The organism is Paenibacillus agilis, from assembly GCF_007786455.1.
Classification (GTDB): domain Bacteria; phylum Bacillota; class Bacilli; order Paenibacillales; family Paenibacillaceae; genus Paenibacillus_B; species Paenibacillus_B agilis.
Window position 1 is genome coordinate 63,259 of record NZ_VNJK01000008.1, and the last position, 16,891, is coordinate 80,149.

The 16,891-nt window shown below is 42.1% G+C and carries 15 protein-coding genes, 1 tRNA gene and 2 rRNA genes; 2 read left to right on the top strand and 16 right to left on the bottom strand.

The genetic code is table 11. The annotated features are described in order from the left end of the window. Positions 1–31 precede the first annotated feature (31 nt). Positions 32–2,359, bottom strand: a complete 2,328-nt coding sequence (locus FPZ44_RS25445) for a PAS domain S-box protein (RefSeq protein WP_144995333.1) — start codon at positions 2,357–2,359, stop codon at positions 32–34. A 383-nt stretch (positions 2,360–2,742) separates the two neighbouring features. On the opposite strand from FPZ44_RS25445, the gene tadA reads away from it, so the two are divergent. Continuing rightward, entirely contained in the window at positions 2,743–3,252 is a 510-nt protein-coding gene (gene tadA / locus FPZ44_RS25450; RefSeq protein WP_261378556.1) for a tRNA adenosine(34) deaminase TadA, read from the top strand. Between the two features lie 11 nt (positions 3,253–3,263). Here tadA and FPZ44_RS25455 read toward each other — a convergent pair whose 3' ends face one another. The 13 genes from FPZ44_RS25455 to guaB all read right to left on the bottom strand — a co-directional run bounded on the left by FPZ44_RS25455 (position 3,264) and on the right by guaB (position 15,670). Beyond that, positions 3,264–3,443, bottom strand: coding sequence for an aspartyl-phosphate phosphatase Spo0E family protein (locus FPZ44_RS25455; RefSeq protein WP_144995335.1), 180 nt, complete (start codon positions 3,441–3,443; stop codon positions 3,264–3,266). A 377-nt stretch (positions 3,444–3,820) separates the two neighbouring features. Next, complete coding sequence (locus FPZ44_RS25460; protein ID WP_144995337.1) at positions 3,821–4,882, bottom strand: DUF6612 family protein; 1,062 nt, start codon at positions 4,880–4,882, stop codon at positions 3,821–3,823. Positions 4,883–5,217: 335 nt separating this feature from the next. Then, positions 5,218–6,081, bottom strand: coding sequence for a YitT family protein (locus tag FPZ44_RS25465; RefSeq protein WP_418789209.1), 864 nt, complete (start codon positions 6,079–6,081; stop codon positions 5,218–5,220). A 219-nt stretch (positions 6,082–6,300) separates the two neighbouring features. Beyond that, on the bottom strand, positions 6,301–6,459 hold the full coding sequence (locus FPZ44_RS25470; RefSeq protein ID WP_144995339.1) for a small acid-soluble spore protein P: 159 nt from the start codon (positions 6,457–6,459) through the stop codon (positions 6,301–6,303). Between the two features lie 19 nt (positions 6,460–6,478). Continuing rightward, positions 6,479–6,646, bottom strand: coding sequence for a hypothetical protein (locus tag FPZ44_RS26655; protein ID WP_186786242.1), 168 nt, complete (start codon positions 6,644–6,646; stop codon positions 6,479–6,481). Between the two features lie 20 nt (positions 6,647–6,666). Next, on the bottom strand, positions 6,667–7,047 hold the full coding sequence (locus FPZ44_RS25475) for a hypothetical protein (protein ID WP_144995341.1): 381 nt from the start codon (positions 7,045–7,047) through the stop codon (positions 6,667–6,669). Between the two features lie 141 nt (positions 7,048–7,188). Continuing rightward, complete coding sequence (gene ptsG, locus FPZ44_RS25480) at positions 7,189–8,733, bottom strand: glucose-specific PTS transporter subunit IIBC (RefSeq protein WP_144995343.1); 1,545 nt, start codon at positions 8,731–8,733, stop codon at positions 7,189–7,191. Positions 8,734–9,012: 279 nt separating this feature from the next. After that, positions 9,013–9,101: transfer RNA gene (locus tag FPZ44_RS25485), tRNA-Ser, on the bottom strand. A gap of 90 nt (positions 9,102–9,191) precedes the next feature. Beyond that, on the bottom strand, positions 9,192–10,469 hold the full coding sequence (serS, locus tag FPZ44_RS25490; protein ID WP_144995345.1) for a serine--tRNA ligase: 1,278 nt from the start codon (positions 10,467–10,469) through the stop codon (positions 9,192–9,194). A 456-nt stretch (positions 10,470–10,925) separates the two neighbouring features. Beyond that, the gene (pdxT, locus tag FPZ44_RS25495; protein WP_144995368.1) at positions 10,926–11,525 is read right to left on the bottom strand and encodes a pyridoxal 5'-phosphate synthase glutaminase subunit PdxT; all 600 of its coding nucleotides are present in this window, start codon (positions 11,523–11,525) and stop codon (positions 10,926–10,928) included. 51 nt (positions 11,526–11,576) lie between these two features. Continuing rightward, the gene (gene pdxS, locus FPZ44_RS25500; protein WP_144995348.1) at positions 11,577–12,467 is read right to left on the bottom strand and encodes a pyridoxal 5'-phosphate synthase lyase subunit PdxS; all 891 of its coding nucleotides are present in this window, start codon (positions 12,465–12,467) and stop codon (positions 11,577–11,579) included. 157 nt (positions 12,468–12,624) lie between these two features. Then, entirely contained in the window at positions 12,625–14,043 is a 1,419-nt protein-coding gene (locus FPZ44_RS25505) for a D-alanyl-D-alanine carboxypeptidase family protein (RefSeq protein ID WP_261378557.1), read from the bottom strand. A gap of 163 nt (positions 14,044–14,206) precedes the next feature. Then, the gene (gene guaB / locus FPZ44_RS25510) at positions 14,207–15,670 is read right to left on the bottom strand and encodes an IMP dehydrogenase (RefSeq protein WP_144995350.1); all 1,464 of its coding nucleotides are present in this window, start codon (positions 15,668–15,670) and stop codon (positions 14,207–14,209) included. Between the two features lie 276 nt (positions 15,671–15,946). Between guaB and FPZ44_RS25515 the strand changes: the two genes are divergently transcribed. Then, the gene (locus FPZ44_RS25515) at positions 15,947–16,360 is read left to right on the top strand and encodes a hypothetical protein (protein ID WP_144995352.1); all 414 of its coding nucleotides are present in this window, start codon (positions 15,947–15,949) and stop codon (positions 16,358–16,360) included. Positions 16,361–16,557: 197 nt separating this feature from the next. On the opposite strand, the gene rrf is transcribed toward FPZ44_RS25515, so the two are convergent. Together rrf and FPZ44_RS25525 are read right to left on the bottom strand one after the other, a co-directional pair. Next, positions 16,558–16,674 (bottom strand): 5S ribosomal RNA (gene rrf / locus FPZ44_RS25520). 129 nt (positions 16,675–16,803) lie between these two features. Beyond that, positions 16,804–16,891: ribosomal RNA gene (locus FPZ44_RS25525) — 23S ribosomal RNA — on the bottom strand; the annotation flags it as partial.

The window sequence follows — 16,891 nt, forward strand, 5'->3', positions numbered from 1 at the left end:
TACCATTTCCCAAATTCATGGAATCCCACTCCTAACGAATTTGGAGCTGTACCTGCTCTTCCGATAAGTACTGAGACGTCATGTGCGCTGTTGGAAGTACGATCTTAACAATCGTACCTACGTGCTCTTCACTGGTAATCTCCATCGTTCCACGATGATTATAAATAATTCGTTGTGAAACCATTAGGCCTAGCCCTGTTCCTTTTTCTTTGTTCGTAAAGAAAGGATCTCCCAGACGCCCTAGATGCTCCGGTGGAATGCCTACCCCGAAGTCCTGAATGCTAATTCGAACGTAATCCTCATTAAGCTTTTCAAGCCTTATGACCATATTGCCGCCTGTAGGCATCGCTTCTATACCATTTTTGATTACATTGATAAATACTTGCTTCAATTGATTTTCCTCGCATAGCACTAACGGTACGTCATCAAAATGCGTAGTGAACTCAATATTATGCAAATGAGCCTGACTATCCAGTAAAGATTGAACTTCACTTAGAATGACGCGAAGATCCTGTTCCATAAAGCGTACAGCTTGTGGTTTGGATAGTATTAAAAATTCACTGACAATTAAATTAATCCGATCCAGCTCAGATAGCATCATATCCGTATGATATTCATTCATTTTGTGTGTCTGCTGTTGAAGCTGCAAAAATCCCTTCAACGTGGTAAGCGGATTACGAATCTCGTGAGCTACCCCTGCAGCAAGCTGACCTACCGTCGTCAACTTTTCAGAGCGCCGCAGCAACTCCTCCATCCGCTTGCGATTCGTAATATCCCTCGTGATACTAGCCCATGCAATACAATTGCCGTACTCATCATAAATTGGAGATGTACTAACACTCACTTCTAACAACCGACCATCTTTCGTAAGCCTTTGTGTCTCAAGCGCTCCTGTCGCCCGTCCAGCTAGCAACTGCCGTTCGACTTCACTATGTGAATCACTAAGCATTGGCGGTATGTTAGGCAACGACTTTCCTAACAATTCCTCCTGAGACCACCCAAACATATCAACAAAAGCTTGATTCATCCGTTCTAGCTTCCCATTCAAGTCCATAACATGAATAGCATCTGTCGATTGATTGATAAAGGACTCCAGTTGCTCTTTCATTGCCCGATTCTCTTCATATAAAGAACGAAGCCGTGTCGTGGATTGATCCAAATTATCTGCCATTAGGTTGACTCTCGAAGCCAATGTACCTAGTTCATCATTACGCTCAATTTCCAGAGGGCTGTGGAACTGCCCCACGGCCATCATATTAACCTTTTGCAGAATAAACTGCAGTGGACGAATGAACGTTCCCGCAAGAATATAAGAGCCAACTAGTACAATTTCAATAAGCACTAGCCCAATTGCAATATTGTGCATCAGCTGTTCATGCAAGGTCGCAAGAAGCGGCTCCGCATCCATCACAATTCCTAGCACATACGGAGGCTTCCCATCCATTTCAATGGAAACGTAGCTCTTCATTACATTCATACCTTGAATATTCGTCTGTATAAATACAGGCTCTCCGGCTGATGCTGTTTGAATATGAAGCTTGTCCTCCTGATGCTTGAAGAGATGAGAGCCAAATCTGATCGGCTGGTCCTCTACCTTAATAAAACGAATACCGTCACTGCGTTCTGTTATAACAGGGGGTTTATCAAACGTTACTGGGTTGAAGGCGGTAACTTCCAGCAAATTCTGCTGCATCTTCAGCGTTTGCTTGATAACCGTATCTGGCCTCGTAATTTGTAAAGTAGATTCTAGGTTATTATTACGAATGAAGGGATTGAGCATATAATCCCGTGAACCATCGTAATAATATCCCCATTTATCATCATATTGGGGATCTGATGTCGAAGCAGCAAATGGACCTGACCAGAAATTTTTGAACTTCTGGCCTTGGCTTACTGTGACCTCTCGCTGTTCAAACAGCTCTTGCATGGCGGTGTACCAAAATCCCCAGCCCTTTGTGGATAAACCAATTTCTTTAGGGTCTGATGATTGTACAATAACAATATCGCTGCCATCGGGGGTCTTTTGTAGAAGCGAAATATGAGCGATTCCTAGTTCCTGACTAATTTCCTTCAGCTGCTCGCTGCTAATCTGTTCTACATCAGCAGGAAGTCGTGCGTTAATATATAAGGAGTCCGTGTACAACTGCATAGCTAATAAGTCGTCTATTACTTTTTCGGTCTCATAAGCTTGCTCAACAGATAAAGATATTTGCTGTGTTAGCGCAGCCATTTGGTCTTCTAATGCATCAACGAGTTTTATTTTCGTAGTATAATAATTGAGTACCATATGAAGCAATAACGCAACTAGTACAGTACATGATATAGATAATGATAGCTTTCCTTTAATCGATAACCGCATAATTCACCTCTGAACACAAAGCAACCACGATAAAATTATTATGGTTTATTATGGAACAACTATGATCATACCTAGTCCACCCCTATTTGTCTATCGATTTCTATAAAGCTCACTTGTGTGTAAAGAGTTGCAATTGATCGATATGTTACCTACAATTAAAGTTGTTATCAACAAGTTATTCACAGTTCGTGTGAATTAGGGATAATATGTGTATAAGTCTGTGGATAAGCCTCCACTTATGCACAGGATTATCAACATTGTGTTAACAACGAATATTTGTTCGGTGCATAAGACCTAGTTCATGTCGAATCGCCTGCAAACTTTTGATAACATAGACCTATACGATAAAGCATAACTGCTAATAGAAAGAAGGAAATAATTGCATGATTCTAAACCCATCCAATCCTTTACCTCCTGATCAAATGGATGATCACGAGTATTGGATGAGACTAGCTATAGAAGAGGCAAACAAAGCAGAGGCCATAGGTGAAGTTCCTATAGGTGCTATCCTTGTTCATGAAGGTACCATAATCGGGAGAGGCTATAATCTTCGGGAAACCACACATGATTCTACTGCTCATGCGGAGATGATTGCCATTCGCGAAGGAAGCGAGCAACTGCAAGCTTGGCGCCTATTGGACTGCACATTATATGTCACGCTAGAACCTTGCCCAATGTGCGCTGGCGCTATCGTACAGTCACGTATACCGCGAATCGTATACGGAACAACAGATCCCAAAGCCGGATGTGCAGGTACGCTCATGAATCTCCTTCAGGAGTCCCGCTTCAATCACCAATCGGAAGTTATAGAAGGCGTTTTAAAAGAAGAGTGCGCTTCACTGCTTACTTCATTCTTCCGTAAATTGCGCCATAAAAGAAAACAACAGACCTAGCCCATAGTGGACTAGGTCTGTACAACTGCTTGCTTATGCTCTCTTTGATGTTGATAATACCTGATTATGACTTGATCAGTCTCTTCACTAATGCGCAATACACGTGGGTCAGTCAGTACTTCGCAATGAAGAGCTACCTCACACAGCTTCGCACGAAGCTCGTCCAGTTGCTTCAGCAGTGAACATTGCATCCCTATCACCCACTCCTTCTCTTATATTAACTTGCTACTTTTCACCGTACGATTTATTACCCATATCTTTATTAACACGTACACAGAATAGAAAAGAAAAATAGCTAGATAACGAAATAGAATCGTCTTAAAGGTATTTTACGTTGTTTCAATAATTTGTAAATAGGTTAGGCAAATGATTATGTATGATTTTTTTCGTCACTTTTACTAATTAATGTTGATAAGCGACTTTATCGATAACACTCAACCCTAGATTGCCTTCCCGAGAAACTTAAAGCATTGGAATCAATCTCATATTTAATAAAAAAAGTGCTTAGGTCATTCTGTAGAATAACCTAAGCACCTTTCTTAATTACTATGATTATATAATTGCTGTATTAGAAGTTACCTGCTTCCAACTCTTGCATTGTAATTGTGTCCGTTGGTGCTGGCTTGAATTGTTGCTTCTTGTTGATATCTTTCAGCTTCGTATCGATCTGAGCACCGATTTTCATTGTTTCGCCTTCTTGTGTTAAATCAACGTTAATAACAAATGAAGTTAACACAGGGTAACCATCTTTATCGATTGCTGTAGTGAAGCTGATATCATTGATTTTAAGCACTTTCTTCATTTCTTCCAAACCTTTTTTGAGGTCGCCCTCTGTAAGTGCTTTAAGTTCTTTCTTCGCTTTCTCTACCTCTGCTGCTGTCATTTCGCCGCCTAGCAACTTGCTGTACTCAGCCTTCGCCACTACATCAAGCAATGCCGGCAAAGCATCTTTTACAAGCGTGTTCGCTGCTTGATCAACATTTTCATTCGTAATGGAGAATTTCACAACTTGCTTCGCTTGGATGTCTCCAGGAAGCTTAGCATCCTTCACAGCTACATCAGAGAAGAATGTTTTCTCATCGAACTTAGCTACGAAACTTGTATAAACATCATTGTAGAACTTGTTCATAAGCTCTACATCTTTAGCTGTAGGCAAAATATCTTGACCTGCTTCTTTAGCTAGTTCCTTCATATCCATTTCAATGAATTTACCAGTCAATTCTGCTGGGAAACCAGGTATAGGAAGACTAGGAACCTTCATATACATTTTCTCGCTGTTCATCATAATTGGAAGCTTGAAGCTGAATGACATGTCGCCTTCCAATTTTACATCTAGATCCATTTCAGCTTGTACCGGCTCATTTTGCATTTTACCGCTCACAGAAAGACTAGCATTTTTCAACATTTGAACGATCATTGCGGAGCTTGGATCACTTTGCAGCAATGATGGTGGAAGTTGAAGGTCATTAACCTTTACCGTTGTTTCAAAGCCGTAGCTCTTCATTTCAGTCATTTTCTGCATAGCAGTCTTAGAAGCAGCCGCTGGGCTTTCCTTTTGACCACAACCAGCAATTACTAACGTCATTGCAAATAGAAGCACAAGTGTGCTCTTCATCCATTTTTTATTCACAATCAGATCTCCCATCCTTATAAAATATCTAATTCATCAGCATCTCTTTATGCCCATTAGATTTTACCCTAATTTACCTAAAAAGAAAACCGTCTATTTGAATATTTTTTTGTGAAATTTAGGGACTTTTGTCCCCTTTTCACTGTACTAGCCTCAGTTTTATAAGTTATACAAATCTAAAATATTACAAAAACATATTATTTTACAAATATAAACTTCCTTCTTCAATTATGCGGTTGAAGCATTTATAAAAGTTAAATAACAAAGAGGCACCTCACTGTTCATCTGAACAATGAAGATACCTCTTTTCTAGATTATCTCTGATAGAGATGATTCTAATGTATATCCTTCTTCTTAAATCTGCCGCCTTTAACATCATGGATATTCCCAATAGCAAGGAACGCTTGCTCATCCAATTCTTCGACGATAGTCTTCAGCTTCGACTCTTCCAAACGTGTAATGACCGTAAAGATGACCTTCTTGTCATCCCCTGAGAAGCCACCTTCTCCATTTAGGTACGTAACGCCACGTCCAAGACGATACTGCAGCGCATCCCCAATTTCCTTGTAATTGTCGCTAATGATCCAAACTGACTTGGAATCATTAAGACCTTCGATGGTAATATCAATCATTTTAAAGGCAATGTAATAAGCAAGTAGTGAGTACATTGCTTCTTGCCAGCCAAACACGAAACCTGCTAGAACCATAATGAACAAGTTGAAGATCATAACCGTTTCACCAACGGAAAATGGCGAGCGCTTATCAAATAAAATAGCTACGATTTCTGTTCCGTCTAGCGATCCGCCAAATCGAATCACGAGACCAACGCCAATTCCGAGAATCATACCTCCGTATACAACGGCCAAGAAGCTGTTTGTCACGAATGGTTCTACATTGTGTAAAAGGACCGTACTTACAGACATCACAGAAATACCAAGAAGTGTGGATAAGGCAAACGTCTTACCAATCTGCTTATAGCCGATTATGAGGAACGGAAGGTTGAGCAAGAATAAGTACACACCCAAGGGTATGCCCGTCAAATAAGACAAAATGATTGAAATACCTGCGATCCCGCCATCTGTCATTTGATTCGGTACAAGGAACAGCTCTAGACTGACTGCCATAAGAATAGCGCCTAGTGTAACGAAAAAGACGCGCTGCATAATTTTGCCTATACTCGTTTTTGTGTGCTGATGCATCCGCTTCGGCTTCGGCATCGAAGAATTTGCTTTCTTAGTCTTAACTTTAGTGTCGGACAAAAGGCCACCCCTTTTCATCTATATGTATTTATTATAACGGATTACAAGGATAGGCGCATTGTGTATGCAGAAATATGAAATAAAAAACAGCCCCCTGCGTATCCATTTTCACGGATAAATTACAGGGAAGCTGCTGAATTGATTTATTACAAACGCCAACTATCCTTCTGGATTATGATGAGAAACATGGTTTTTACTCTTTACCTTTTTAGAACCAGACAGCGGCTCTTGTAAAGCTCCATGATCGCCACCTGAATGATGCTGTTTCTGTTGGGACTGTGCTTCTGGTACAGGCACTGCTTTTGATTTACCCGCCATTGTACTAGCTCCTCTCCCTCTATCGAGAATCTGATGCAGGGCTGTCATGATTCAATTCATCTTGGTGACGTCTGTCGTCATGATCTTGCTGCAATTGTTGAGCATGATGACTGTTAACAGCCTCTTCTTCCAGCCTGCTCACAACATTAGACAAGTTCTTATCTACATGATTTTTTGCTTGAGTCATGATTGCTCCTCCTGATTCCATTAATGCACGTGGTAATCACCATCATCTGCGGAACGTGTATGAGTGATACTCTGCAATGTCTGGGCACATTCATGAATCTGACGCACATAGTTTTGTGCCAGCTCTTGAATGACCGGTGTGTGTTCACCTACATTTTGTCCATCACGTTCTACATCGATCAACTGTACGCGGACTTCACGGGGATCCAAGTAGGAACAGGCGAAGTCAAATGAATACTGTTGTCGACCCGCTGTATCAATATGAATGCGTAGGCCACTCGGATTCGCCTCATCAGCATTTACCGTAGCCTTGTCCGACGGATCTAACGTCGTAGGCAGCGTCTGCTGCCAAGCTTGCACCAAAACGTCCTGTTGGACAGGAATGGCTCCTTCTCTACTCATGAACCAACACCTCCATTGAGTTCAATTACATTGTGTGGACGAACAAGCCTTTTTATACAAAGCACTTCGTTATCGATAAAAGAGGGCATGTATTCATGCACCATTTAACGTCAGCCCATGGAACTGCATCGATCGTCAACTTTATTTGCTGTCCTCCAGCTCCATATCCTCTGCTTTAATAATTTCATGGATTTGATGCTTAATCGTCTCTGATCGTGTTCCAAATATAGCTTGAACATTATTACCCACCTCAAGTACTCCAGAGGCTCCGAGCTCCTTTAAGCGATCCTTGTCCACATCTTCTTTATCCTTTACCTGTACACGCAGCCTTGTAATACAAGCATCCAGTGAAGCAATATTATCTTTCCCACCTAACGCATTAAGGATGTTCCCCGGCAGCTCATCTGTATTTGCTTTTCCTGTTCCGGCTTTGGATTCTGCCTTTGCCTCCTCGCGTCCTGGCGTCCGCAGATTAAATTTCCGTATCGCGACACGGAACACGATGTAATAAATAACCGCCAGCACTAAACCTACAGGAATAACGAGCCAATATGGCGTTCGATTTTGCAATACACCAAACAGCATGTAGTCAATTACACCACCGGAGAAAGTCATCCCTATTTTTACATTTAACAAATGCATGACTAGGAACGACAAACCGGCAAATAGAACATGAACTGCAAACAATAATGGTGCGATAAATAAAAAGGAGAATTCTAAAGGTTCCGTAATACCTGTCAAAAAGGACGTAAGTGCCGCCGAACCCATCAATCCTGCTACAAGCTTTTTATTCTCAGGTCTGGCCTCGTGGTACATCGCAAGCGCCGCTGCTGGCAGTCCAAACATCATAAATGGGAATTTACCCGTCATAAATGTACCTGCGGTCAGCTCCACTCCATCTTTGAGCTGGGCAAAGAAAATTTTCTGATCGCCTCGTACCAGCTCCCCAGCGCTATTTACATATTGACCAAACTCAAACCAGAACGGCGAGTAGAAAATATGATGCAGTCCAAAAGGAATAAGCGCCCTCTCACATATACCAAAAATAAACGCAGCTACAGCCAAATTTGAATCTAACAAAGAATGAGAAAATGTATTTAAACCCGACTGAATAGGTGGCCAAATAAAGGTCAACAGAATACCTAGCAACAAGGAACTTACCGCTGTAATAATCGGTACGAACCGTTTTCCCGCAAAAAAACCTAAATAAGAAGGCAGCTCAATATTGTAAAAACGTTTATACAAAAATGCGGCCAATATACCGATGATGATACCCCCAAAAACACCCGTTTGAAGCGTAGGTACCCCCTGCAATATGGCATAAGAAAAATCACTTTTTACTAACTCTGGTGTGACATTCATGATAACCTTCATGGTCACATTCATGACGAAATATCCGATGATGGCAGCTAACCCTGCCACACCATCTCCGCCTGCAAGCCCAATTGCCACCCCTACAGCGAATAAAAGCGATAAATTATCGAATACAATCCCACCGGATTGCTCCATTACGCTGGACACAGTCGTCCAGAACGGACCAGCAAGCGCTGGCATTCTCGCGATGAGATCTGGGTTACTGAGCGCATTACCTATACCAAGTAGGATACCCGCCGCAGGTAGGATTGCAACAGGCAGCATGAGTGCTTTACCTACTTTTTGCAGCACTCCAAATATTGATTTGAACACAGCCAACCATCCCCTGTCTTTTACATCATCCATATCGATTAAACGTTGAAAGTTTAAATTTTGTAGTTAATGTTTGTAACAGACAGGTAATCTATTCGTTGCATGGTATTTCATTCATTAGTAAGTAAGTTGAAGAAGAAGAGGCACAAGAGCAGGATTAGTAGGAGAAGTAATTATCAATGAATACAATAAAGTTAATCCGAGATTTGAATAAAGAAGCAGAATGCAAAAACAGCCTACTGAGCATTTGCTCAACAGGCTGTATCATTAGTAAAGTTATGGCGGAGAAGGTGGGATTCGAACCCACGTGAGCTTGCACTCTAACGGTTTTCAAGACCGCCCCGTTATGACCGCTTCGGTACCTCTCCGTATATGATTGGCCGACTTAGCATCGGACAATCATTATTATAGCACACTACATTTAAAATATGCAAGCAATTGATATTTAAAAAATTTGATTATTTTTGAATCACTTCTGCACCGCGCATATAAGGACGCAATACTTCAGGAACAACGATGGACCCATCTTCCTGCTGGTAATTCTCCATGATCGCAGCAACCGTACGACCAATCGCCAAGCCAGAACCGTTCAACGTATGCACAAACTCAGGTTTAGACTTCGTGTCACGACGGAAACGAATATTTGCGCGGCGTGCTTGGAAGTCTTCGAAGTTTGAGCAAGACGAGATTTCACGGTAGCTATTGCTGCTTGGAAGCCATACTTCCAGATCAAAAGTCTTAGCAGAACTAAAGCCGATATCACCGGAGCAAAGGCTCATAACACGATACGGAAGCTTCAGCAGCTGCAAAATACGCTCTGCGTGCTGTGTTAGCGTTTCTAGCTCTGCATATGAATCTTCAGGTCTTACAATTTTCACAAGCTCTACTTTGTTGAACTGGTGTTGGCGAATAAGACCACGTGTATCACGGCCTGCGGAGCCGGCCTCAGAACGGAAACAAGAGCTGTACGCCGTGTAGTTCTTCGGCAGAACATCGTTATTCAAGATTTCTTCACGATGATAATTCGTTACAGGCACTTCTGCTGTAGGAATCAAATAATAATCGGTTCCCTGAATCTTGAATAGGTCCTCTTCGAACTTAGGAAGCTGACCTGTACCATACAAGCTGTCACGGTTAACGATCATAGGAGGAAGCAATTCCTCATAGCCATGATCCACAGCATGAACATCCAGCATAAAGCTAATCAATGCACGCTCTAAGCGAGCACCTGCATTTTTATAGAACACAAAGCGAGATCCCGTTACCTTCGATGCGCCTTCAAAATCCAACATTCCTAGTTCAGTAGCTAAATCCCAATGCTCTCTTGGCTCAAAGGTAAATGTAGTTGGCTCCATCCAGCGGCGAAGCTCAACATTTTCATCTTCTGACAACCCAACAGGTACGGATTCATGCGGAACATTAGGAATAGCAAGCAGCAGCTCATCCATTTGCTGTTCCACTTCGCGGATCTGCTCATCCAACACCTTAATTCTATCGCCAACTTCTCTCATCTCAGCGATGACATCATCAGCCGGTTGACCAGCTTTCTTAAGTTTAGCAACTTCTTGAGATACAACATTACGGCGGTTTTTCAATTGCTCCGTCTCTTGAAGCATTTCACGACGCTTTGCATCTAATTCGGGAAATGCCGCAATCATTTCTGGCGAAGCCCCACGGTTCTTCAACGCTTGCTCCACGCTTTCGAACTCGGTACGTAATCGTTTAATATCTAACACGGGTAATCCCTCCTACAGGTATAAAAAGCACATGTGTGCGTATATCTCAATTTTAAAATGTAAATATATTGAACTTCTCTGGATTGAATCCCAGCTAAGTTGCCGCTCATTCCTGCGCTTTATTTCATACAATCATCAGCAGCGCAGGTGAATTGTGCTAGTTCATTATAGCACTTGTCCGTCAATCAAGGAAATATCCTCGGTCAATTCATCAAGTCCAATTTACATGAAAAAACTTACATCTACATCATTTAAGCCTCATCACCATTCAATTAAATAAATGACATGACAGATGCTCTAGTTAGATTCAACAATGAAACAAATGTTCAAACAAGAACAAGCACAAAAATTAAGAAAAAACACCCTAATCACATTCCAAAATGGAATTCATGATTAAGGTGTTTCTTAAAAACGTACTGTTTCGATATATATATACTATTCAACGGATTTGATTCGTTAGCGACTAGCCTTCGTCTGCAAAGATTGAGCTGTCATTTGAACAAAATAATGATGCATACGTGAATCCTCTGTCAATTCCGGATGGAATGAGCAAACAAGCAAGTGTCCCTGTCTAGCAGCCACCATTTCACCATTAGCTTCACAAATAACATCGACTTCCTCACCAACAGCTTCAATAAGAGGAGCGCGTATAAATACCGCTCGTACAGGACTTTCAATTCCTTTGACCTGCAAATCCGTCTCAAAGCTTTCACGCTGACGACCGAATGCGTTACGTCTCACTCGAATATCCATTAGGGCAAGATGCGGCTCTTCTGTGCCATGATTGCTTTCGATATGCTGGGCCAAAACGATAAGTCCCGCACATGTGCCGAAAATAGGCTTCTGCTGTGCAGAAAATTGACGAATCGCTTCAATAAAATTGTAGCGACGCATCAACTTGCCGATAGTTGTACTCTCACCGCCTGGAATGACTAAGCCGTCCAGATCATCCAACTCATGCGGCCACTTAATCGCCACAGCTTCTGCACCAGCAGACTCTAGGCTTCGTATATGCTCAGCTACTGCCCCTTGCAGGGCAAGTACTCCGATTTTTATCTGTTTCATAGGTGCAACCTTCTTTCCCTGAAATGCCTATGAAGTTGTTGATTACCAGCCGCGATCCTGCATACGCTCAGCAGGAGAAAGCTTGGAAATCTCGATACCTTTCATCGGTGCACCCAAGTTCTTCGATACTTTAGCAATCAACTCATAATCCGTATGGTGCGTTGTAGCTTCTACGATCGCACGTGCGAATTTCTCAGGGCTATCTGATTTGAAAATACCAGAACCTACGAATACGCCATCTGCACCTAGGTGCATCATCAAAGCTGCGTCAGCTGGTGTAGCTACTCCGCCTGCTGCAAAGTTAACAACTGGCAGCTTGCCTGCTTCACTAACACTCTTCAATAGCTCATAAGATACGCCCAAATTTTTCGCCTCAGCATACAATTCGTCCTTGGACAAGTTTTGTACTTTGCGAATTTGGCCGTTAATAAGACGCATATGACGAACAGCTTCTACAATGTTACCTGTTCCAGGCTCACCCTTCGTACGAAGCATAGCTGCTCCTTCGCTGATACGACGCAAAGCTTCACCTAAATCTTTCGCACCACATACGAAAGGTACTGTAAATTCATGCTTATCAATATGGAATACTTCATCTGCTGGCGTCAACACTTCAGACTCATCCAAGTAGTCTACACCAAGCGATTCCAGTACTTTAGCTTCTACATAATGTCCGATACGGGCTTTAGCCATAACCGGGATGGAGACAACTTTCATGACTTCCTCGATAATTGTCGGGTCCGCCATACGGGCAACGCCGCCTGCTGCACGAATATCCGAAGGTACGCGCTCTAATGCCATTACAGCAACAGCACCAGCTGCTTCAGCTATTTTTGCTTGCTCAGCATTCATGACGTCCATAATGACGCCGCCTTTTTGCATTTCAGCCATACCACGTTTTACTCGAAATGTTCCTGTCTCAACGTTTGCCATGTCTCCTGCAACCCCCAATATTATAAGCATATTTGCGTTATACGCGATTTACACATTTTACCCACTAATTGTAACGTATGACGTTTACATAGGCAACCGCTTTTGTCGGAATTAGATCAGCTATTTATAGCAATATGTGTATCTATTTTAATTCAATTTAGAACAAGCTGCCAATAGAATTGAATAGATCAACAAAGAAATTTTTAATACCGCGGAAGAATAAACGCCACCAGCTTCCTTTTTCTACTTCCTCAGAAGCGATCAAGTTAACAGTTTGCTGCTCTTCTCCTGCTGTTCCTTTGTACGTATACGTAACCGTACCTACCTTCTGGCCTTGTTTAATAGGTGCTTCAAGCTGATCTTCAGGAGTCAGCTTCACTTCTTGCTTCAAGTTCTTTGCATCAAACTTAGCACCCTTGTCCACAACAAAGGCAACTTCTTTCTCCGTTACGATTGGGACTTCTGTTTCTACGCCGCTCTTAATCGGGGCTGTTTCCGTACCAGCAACTACTTGCTTAGGGCCAATAACTTGTTTCAACTCAATATGTTTAAAGCCATGATCCAATAGCTTTTTCGTCTCTGTAAAGCGTGCTGCCTTAGTAGGCGCACCCATTACTACGGTAATAAGACGCATACCATTACGCTCAGCTGTTCCCGCAAACGTATATTTCGCTTCATCTGTAAAGCCTGTCTTCATTCCATCTAAACCTTCATAAGCATATTGACGGAAGTTGGTTACATCTTTATTAGCCTCTAGCATCCAATTCAAATTAATGATTGGAGCCGTATCTCTTTCGCGGAACTTATGTTGTTGAATCGTTGTGTATTTACTAAACTCAGGGTGTTCAACCACGATAGCACGAACTAGCTTCGCTACGTCTCGTGCAGACATTACCGTCTCCTCATTACTAGCAGGCTGATACTTTTCAGGCATGTCCGCCTTTCCTAGACCTGTCGAGTTAATATAGTGCGTATCTTCCATCCCAAGACGCTTTGCCGTCTCGTTCATTAATTTTACGAACTGTTTTTCGCTCTGTGAAATGTGCTCTGCCAATGCTACTGTTGCATCGTTAGCTGACCCGATCGCCATCGCAATGTACAATTCTTCAACTGTATGTTGATCCCCTTTCGCTAGGAAAATACGAGATCCTTCCGTTAGCGATGCGTGCTCAGTCGTAGTCACTACTGTATCCCAAGACAGCTCACCAGCTTTAATTTTCTCCATGACGATGTACTCTGTCATCATCTTCGTCATACTAGCCGGCGGCAGTGCAGTATCGGCTTGATATTCTGCATAAACTTGTCCTGTGCTCGCTTCCACAATAATTGCAGAAGAAACATCAAGATTAAGCTTCGTCTTCAAAGAAGCTCCCATGTTTTTAGCTGCTTCTGTAGATTTCGCACTAGTTGTAGCTGAAGTCGTTGCAGCTTTAACCTCTTTCTGTGCAGCTTGTTCAGCTGCTACCATACCTACGGATGGTAACATTGTATAAGATAATATGTGCAAAGCTGTTGCCAACGCAACAGCACGTTTCCAACGTGGACGTTTTGTACTTGATTGGTTTATATTAGACACTTTATTAACTCCTTCCCAGATTGAACCTATTCCTTATTCTATCACAGCCGATAGCACGAAAAAAGACAGGGTAAACATACCCTGTCTTCCAATAATTCGTATTAAATATTTCATAAACCTAAACGCTTAGGTTGCCTATGAAATGCTATATTGAATGCTTAAGTTAGTAGGAATAGTTTGGAGCTTCTTTCGTAATTTGAACATCATGCGGATGGCTTTCACGCAATCCTGCACCTGTAATACGAACGAAATGAGTATCATTCTGAAGCTGCTCCAAGTTCTCCGTACCGCAATATCCCATACCAGCTTTCAAACCACCAATAAGTTGGTGAATTGTATCTGCCAATGGACCTTTGTAAGCAACACGACCCTCGATTCCTTCTGGAACGAGTTTCTTCTCATTGCTGCTGTCCTGGAAATAACGATCCTTGGAACCTTTCTTCATCGCACCAAGGGAACCCATACCACGGTAAACTTTGTAGCTACGGCCTTGGTAAATTTCAGATTCACCTGGGCTCTCTTCCGTACCAGCGAGCAAGCTGCCCAACATAACTGCGCTGCCACCAGAAGCAAGTGCCTTCGTAATGTCACCAGAGTATTTAATACCGCCGTCTGCGATAATTGGAATACCAAGCTCACGAGCAACCGTTGCACAATCATAGATTGCTGTAATTTGAGGAACACCAATACCAGCAATGACACGAGTTGTACAGATTGAACCTGGTCCGATACCAACCTTAACAACAGATGCACCAGCTTCAATTAGGTCACGAGTACCTTCACCAGTAGCTACGTTACCAGCAATAATCGTTAGCTCCGGGTAACGTGCACGAAGATTGCGAACCGCATCTAAAATGTTAATATGATGACCGTGCGCAGAATCAACAACGATAGCATCAACACCAGCTTGTACTAATGCTTCAGCACGATCAAACGTATCGCCCGAGATACCAACTGCTGCTCCAACAAGCAAACGTCCTTGAGCATCTTTTGCTGCGTTTGGATATTGAATTGCCTTCTCAATGTCTTTAATTGTGATAAGGCCTTTAAGAGTATTATCTTCATCCACCAACGGGAGCTTTTCAATCTTATGCTCTTGCAGCGCAACTTGAGCTTGGTCTAATGTTGTACCAACTGGCGCAGTTACCAAGTTTTCTTTTGTCATTACATCTTTAATAGCAATGCTATAGTCAGTAACAAAACGCATATCACGGTTCGTGATGATACCAACAAGCTTATGATTCTCATCAACAATCGGCACACCAGAAATACGGAATTTGCCCATTAATTTGTCCGCATCTGCAACAGAATGATCAGGTGACAAAGAGAATGGGTTCGTAATAACGCCGCTCTCCGAGCGCTTAACACGATCCACTTCTTCAGCTTGCTGCTCAACCGACATGTTCTTATGAATAATACCCATTCCGCCTTCACGTGCGATAGCAATCGCAAGCGGAGCTTCCGTAACTGTATCCATACCCGCACTAATCAAAGGGATATTAAGTTTAACATTGTCACTCAAACGAGTAGCAACGCTTGTCTCTTTAGGTAATACACTTGATTTACGTGGAACTAACAATACATCGTCAAACGTTAGACCTTCTTTTACAAATTTAGACTCCCACACAGAAGAAGTCCCTCCCTTTTCCTAATCCTTTTTTCCTCTTAAATGTTGTCTTTTCAGCGAAAACAAAGGTTTTATTTTGTCTATAGGCTCTTAGATATTATGCCCATATTAGCAGAGGCTCTATAGCGTGTCAAGAAACAAAGCACCTCAACAAAGATAAACAAAAAATGGGTACCAAAATTATGTTATGATCTGTATTACTTACCTAAAAGTGAGTCCATAGCAACAGCAACTACGTATTACTGGATATAGCGATATATAAGGAGGATTTTATTCATGAAAAAAAGGTTCTTATGTGTGGCGCTGGGTGTTCTTCTACTTAGTGGCTGCGGCCTGGTAGATCAAACGATACAAGACGGTAAACAGGCAATTGAAGAGGGGACAAAAGCAATCCAAGAGGGTGCTCAATCCATTCAAAATGTAGCCAACATAACAACAGAAATTGATCGAATATACACAACGGCTACAGAACAAACCTTTAATGAAATGATTGAACCTTTAAGACAAGAGTATCAAAATCTAACTTCCGCTATAAGTTGGGAACAGCTTGGTGTAGAATTTAACACCTCCATACAAGAAGCAATTAATAGTACTAACCTAGACACATTCAAGCAATGGGTCGAAAGTGAAGGATATCAACAATTTAGCCAATCCGTGGACGGTATGGTTAAAAATATTACAGGTCAATAATAACAAGCCATTGATCTAATCCGATCAATGGCTTGTTTATTTATATATATCTTCTCATTTTTAACAATCATATTAGTTTCATATCAAACAGCGAATGTCAGACATCAAAAACCTTTCCAGGAAAGGAAGTTATATAAATTAAGCAAACATAAGAATAAAACAAAACCCACCGATGAAATCATCAGTGGGCTGTGTTTGCTTGGCGACGTCCTACTCTCCCGGGACCCTGCGGTCCAAGTACCATTGGCGCTGGAGGACTTAACGTTCGTGTTCGGGATGGGTACGCGTGGAACCCCTCCGCCATCGTCACCAAACATGATTTTCCGATGCTAAGCATCTTCGAATCGCTCCAGGAAATATCATACCTTTCGGCATGTTCCTAAAACAAGGTTATACCTTGAAAACTGATCGCAAAGTGATTAAAACGCTTCTTCAATATTCATTAGGATAAGCCCTCGACCTATTAGTATTCGTCAGCTCCACACATTACTGTGCTTCCACCCCGAACCTATCAACCTCGTCGTCTTCAAG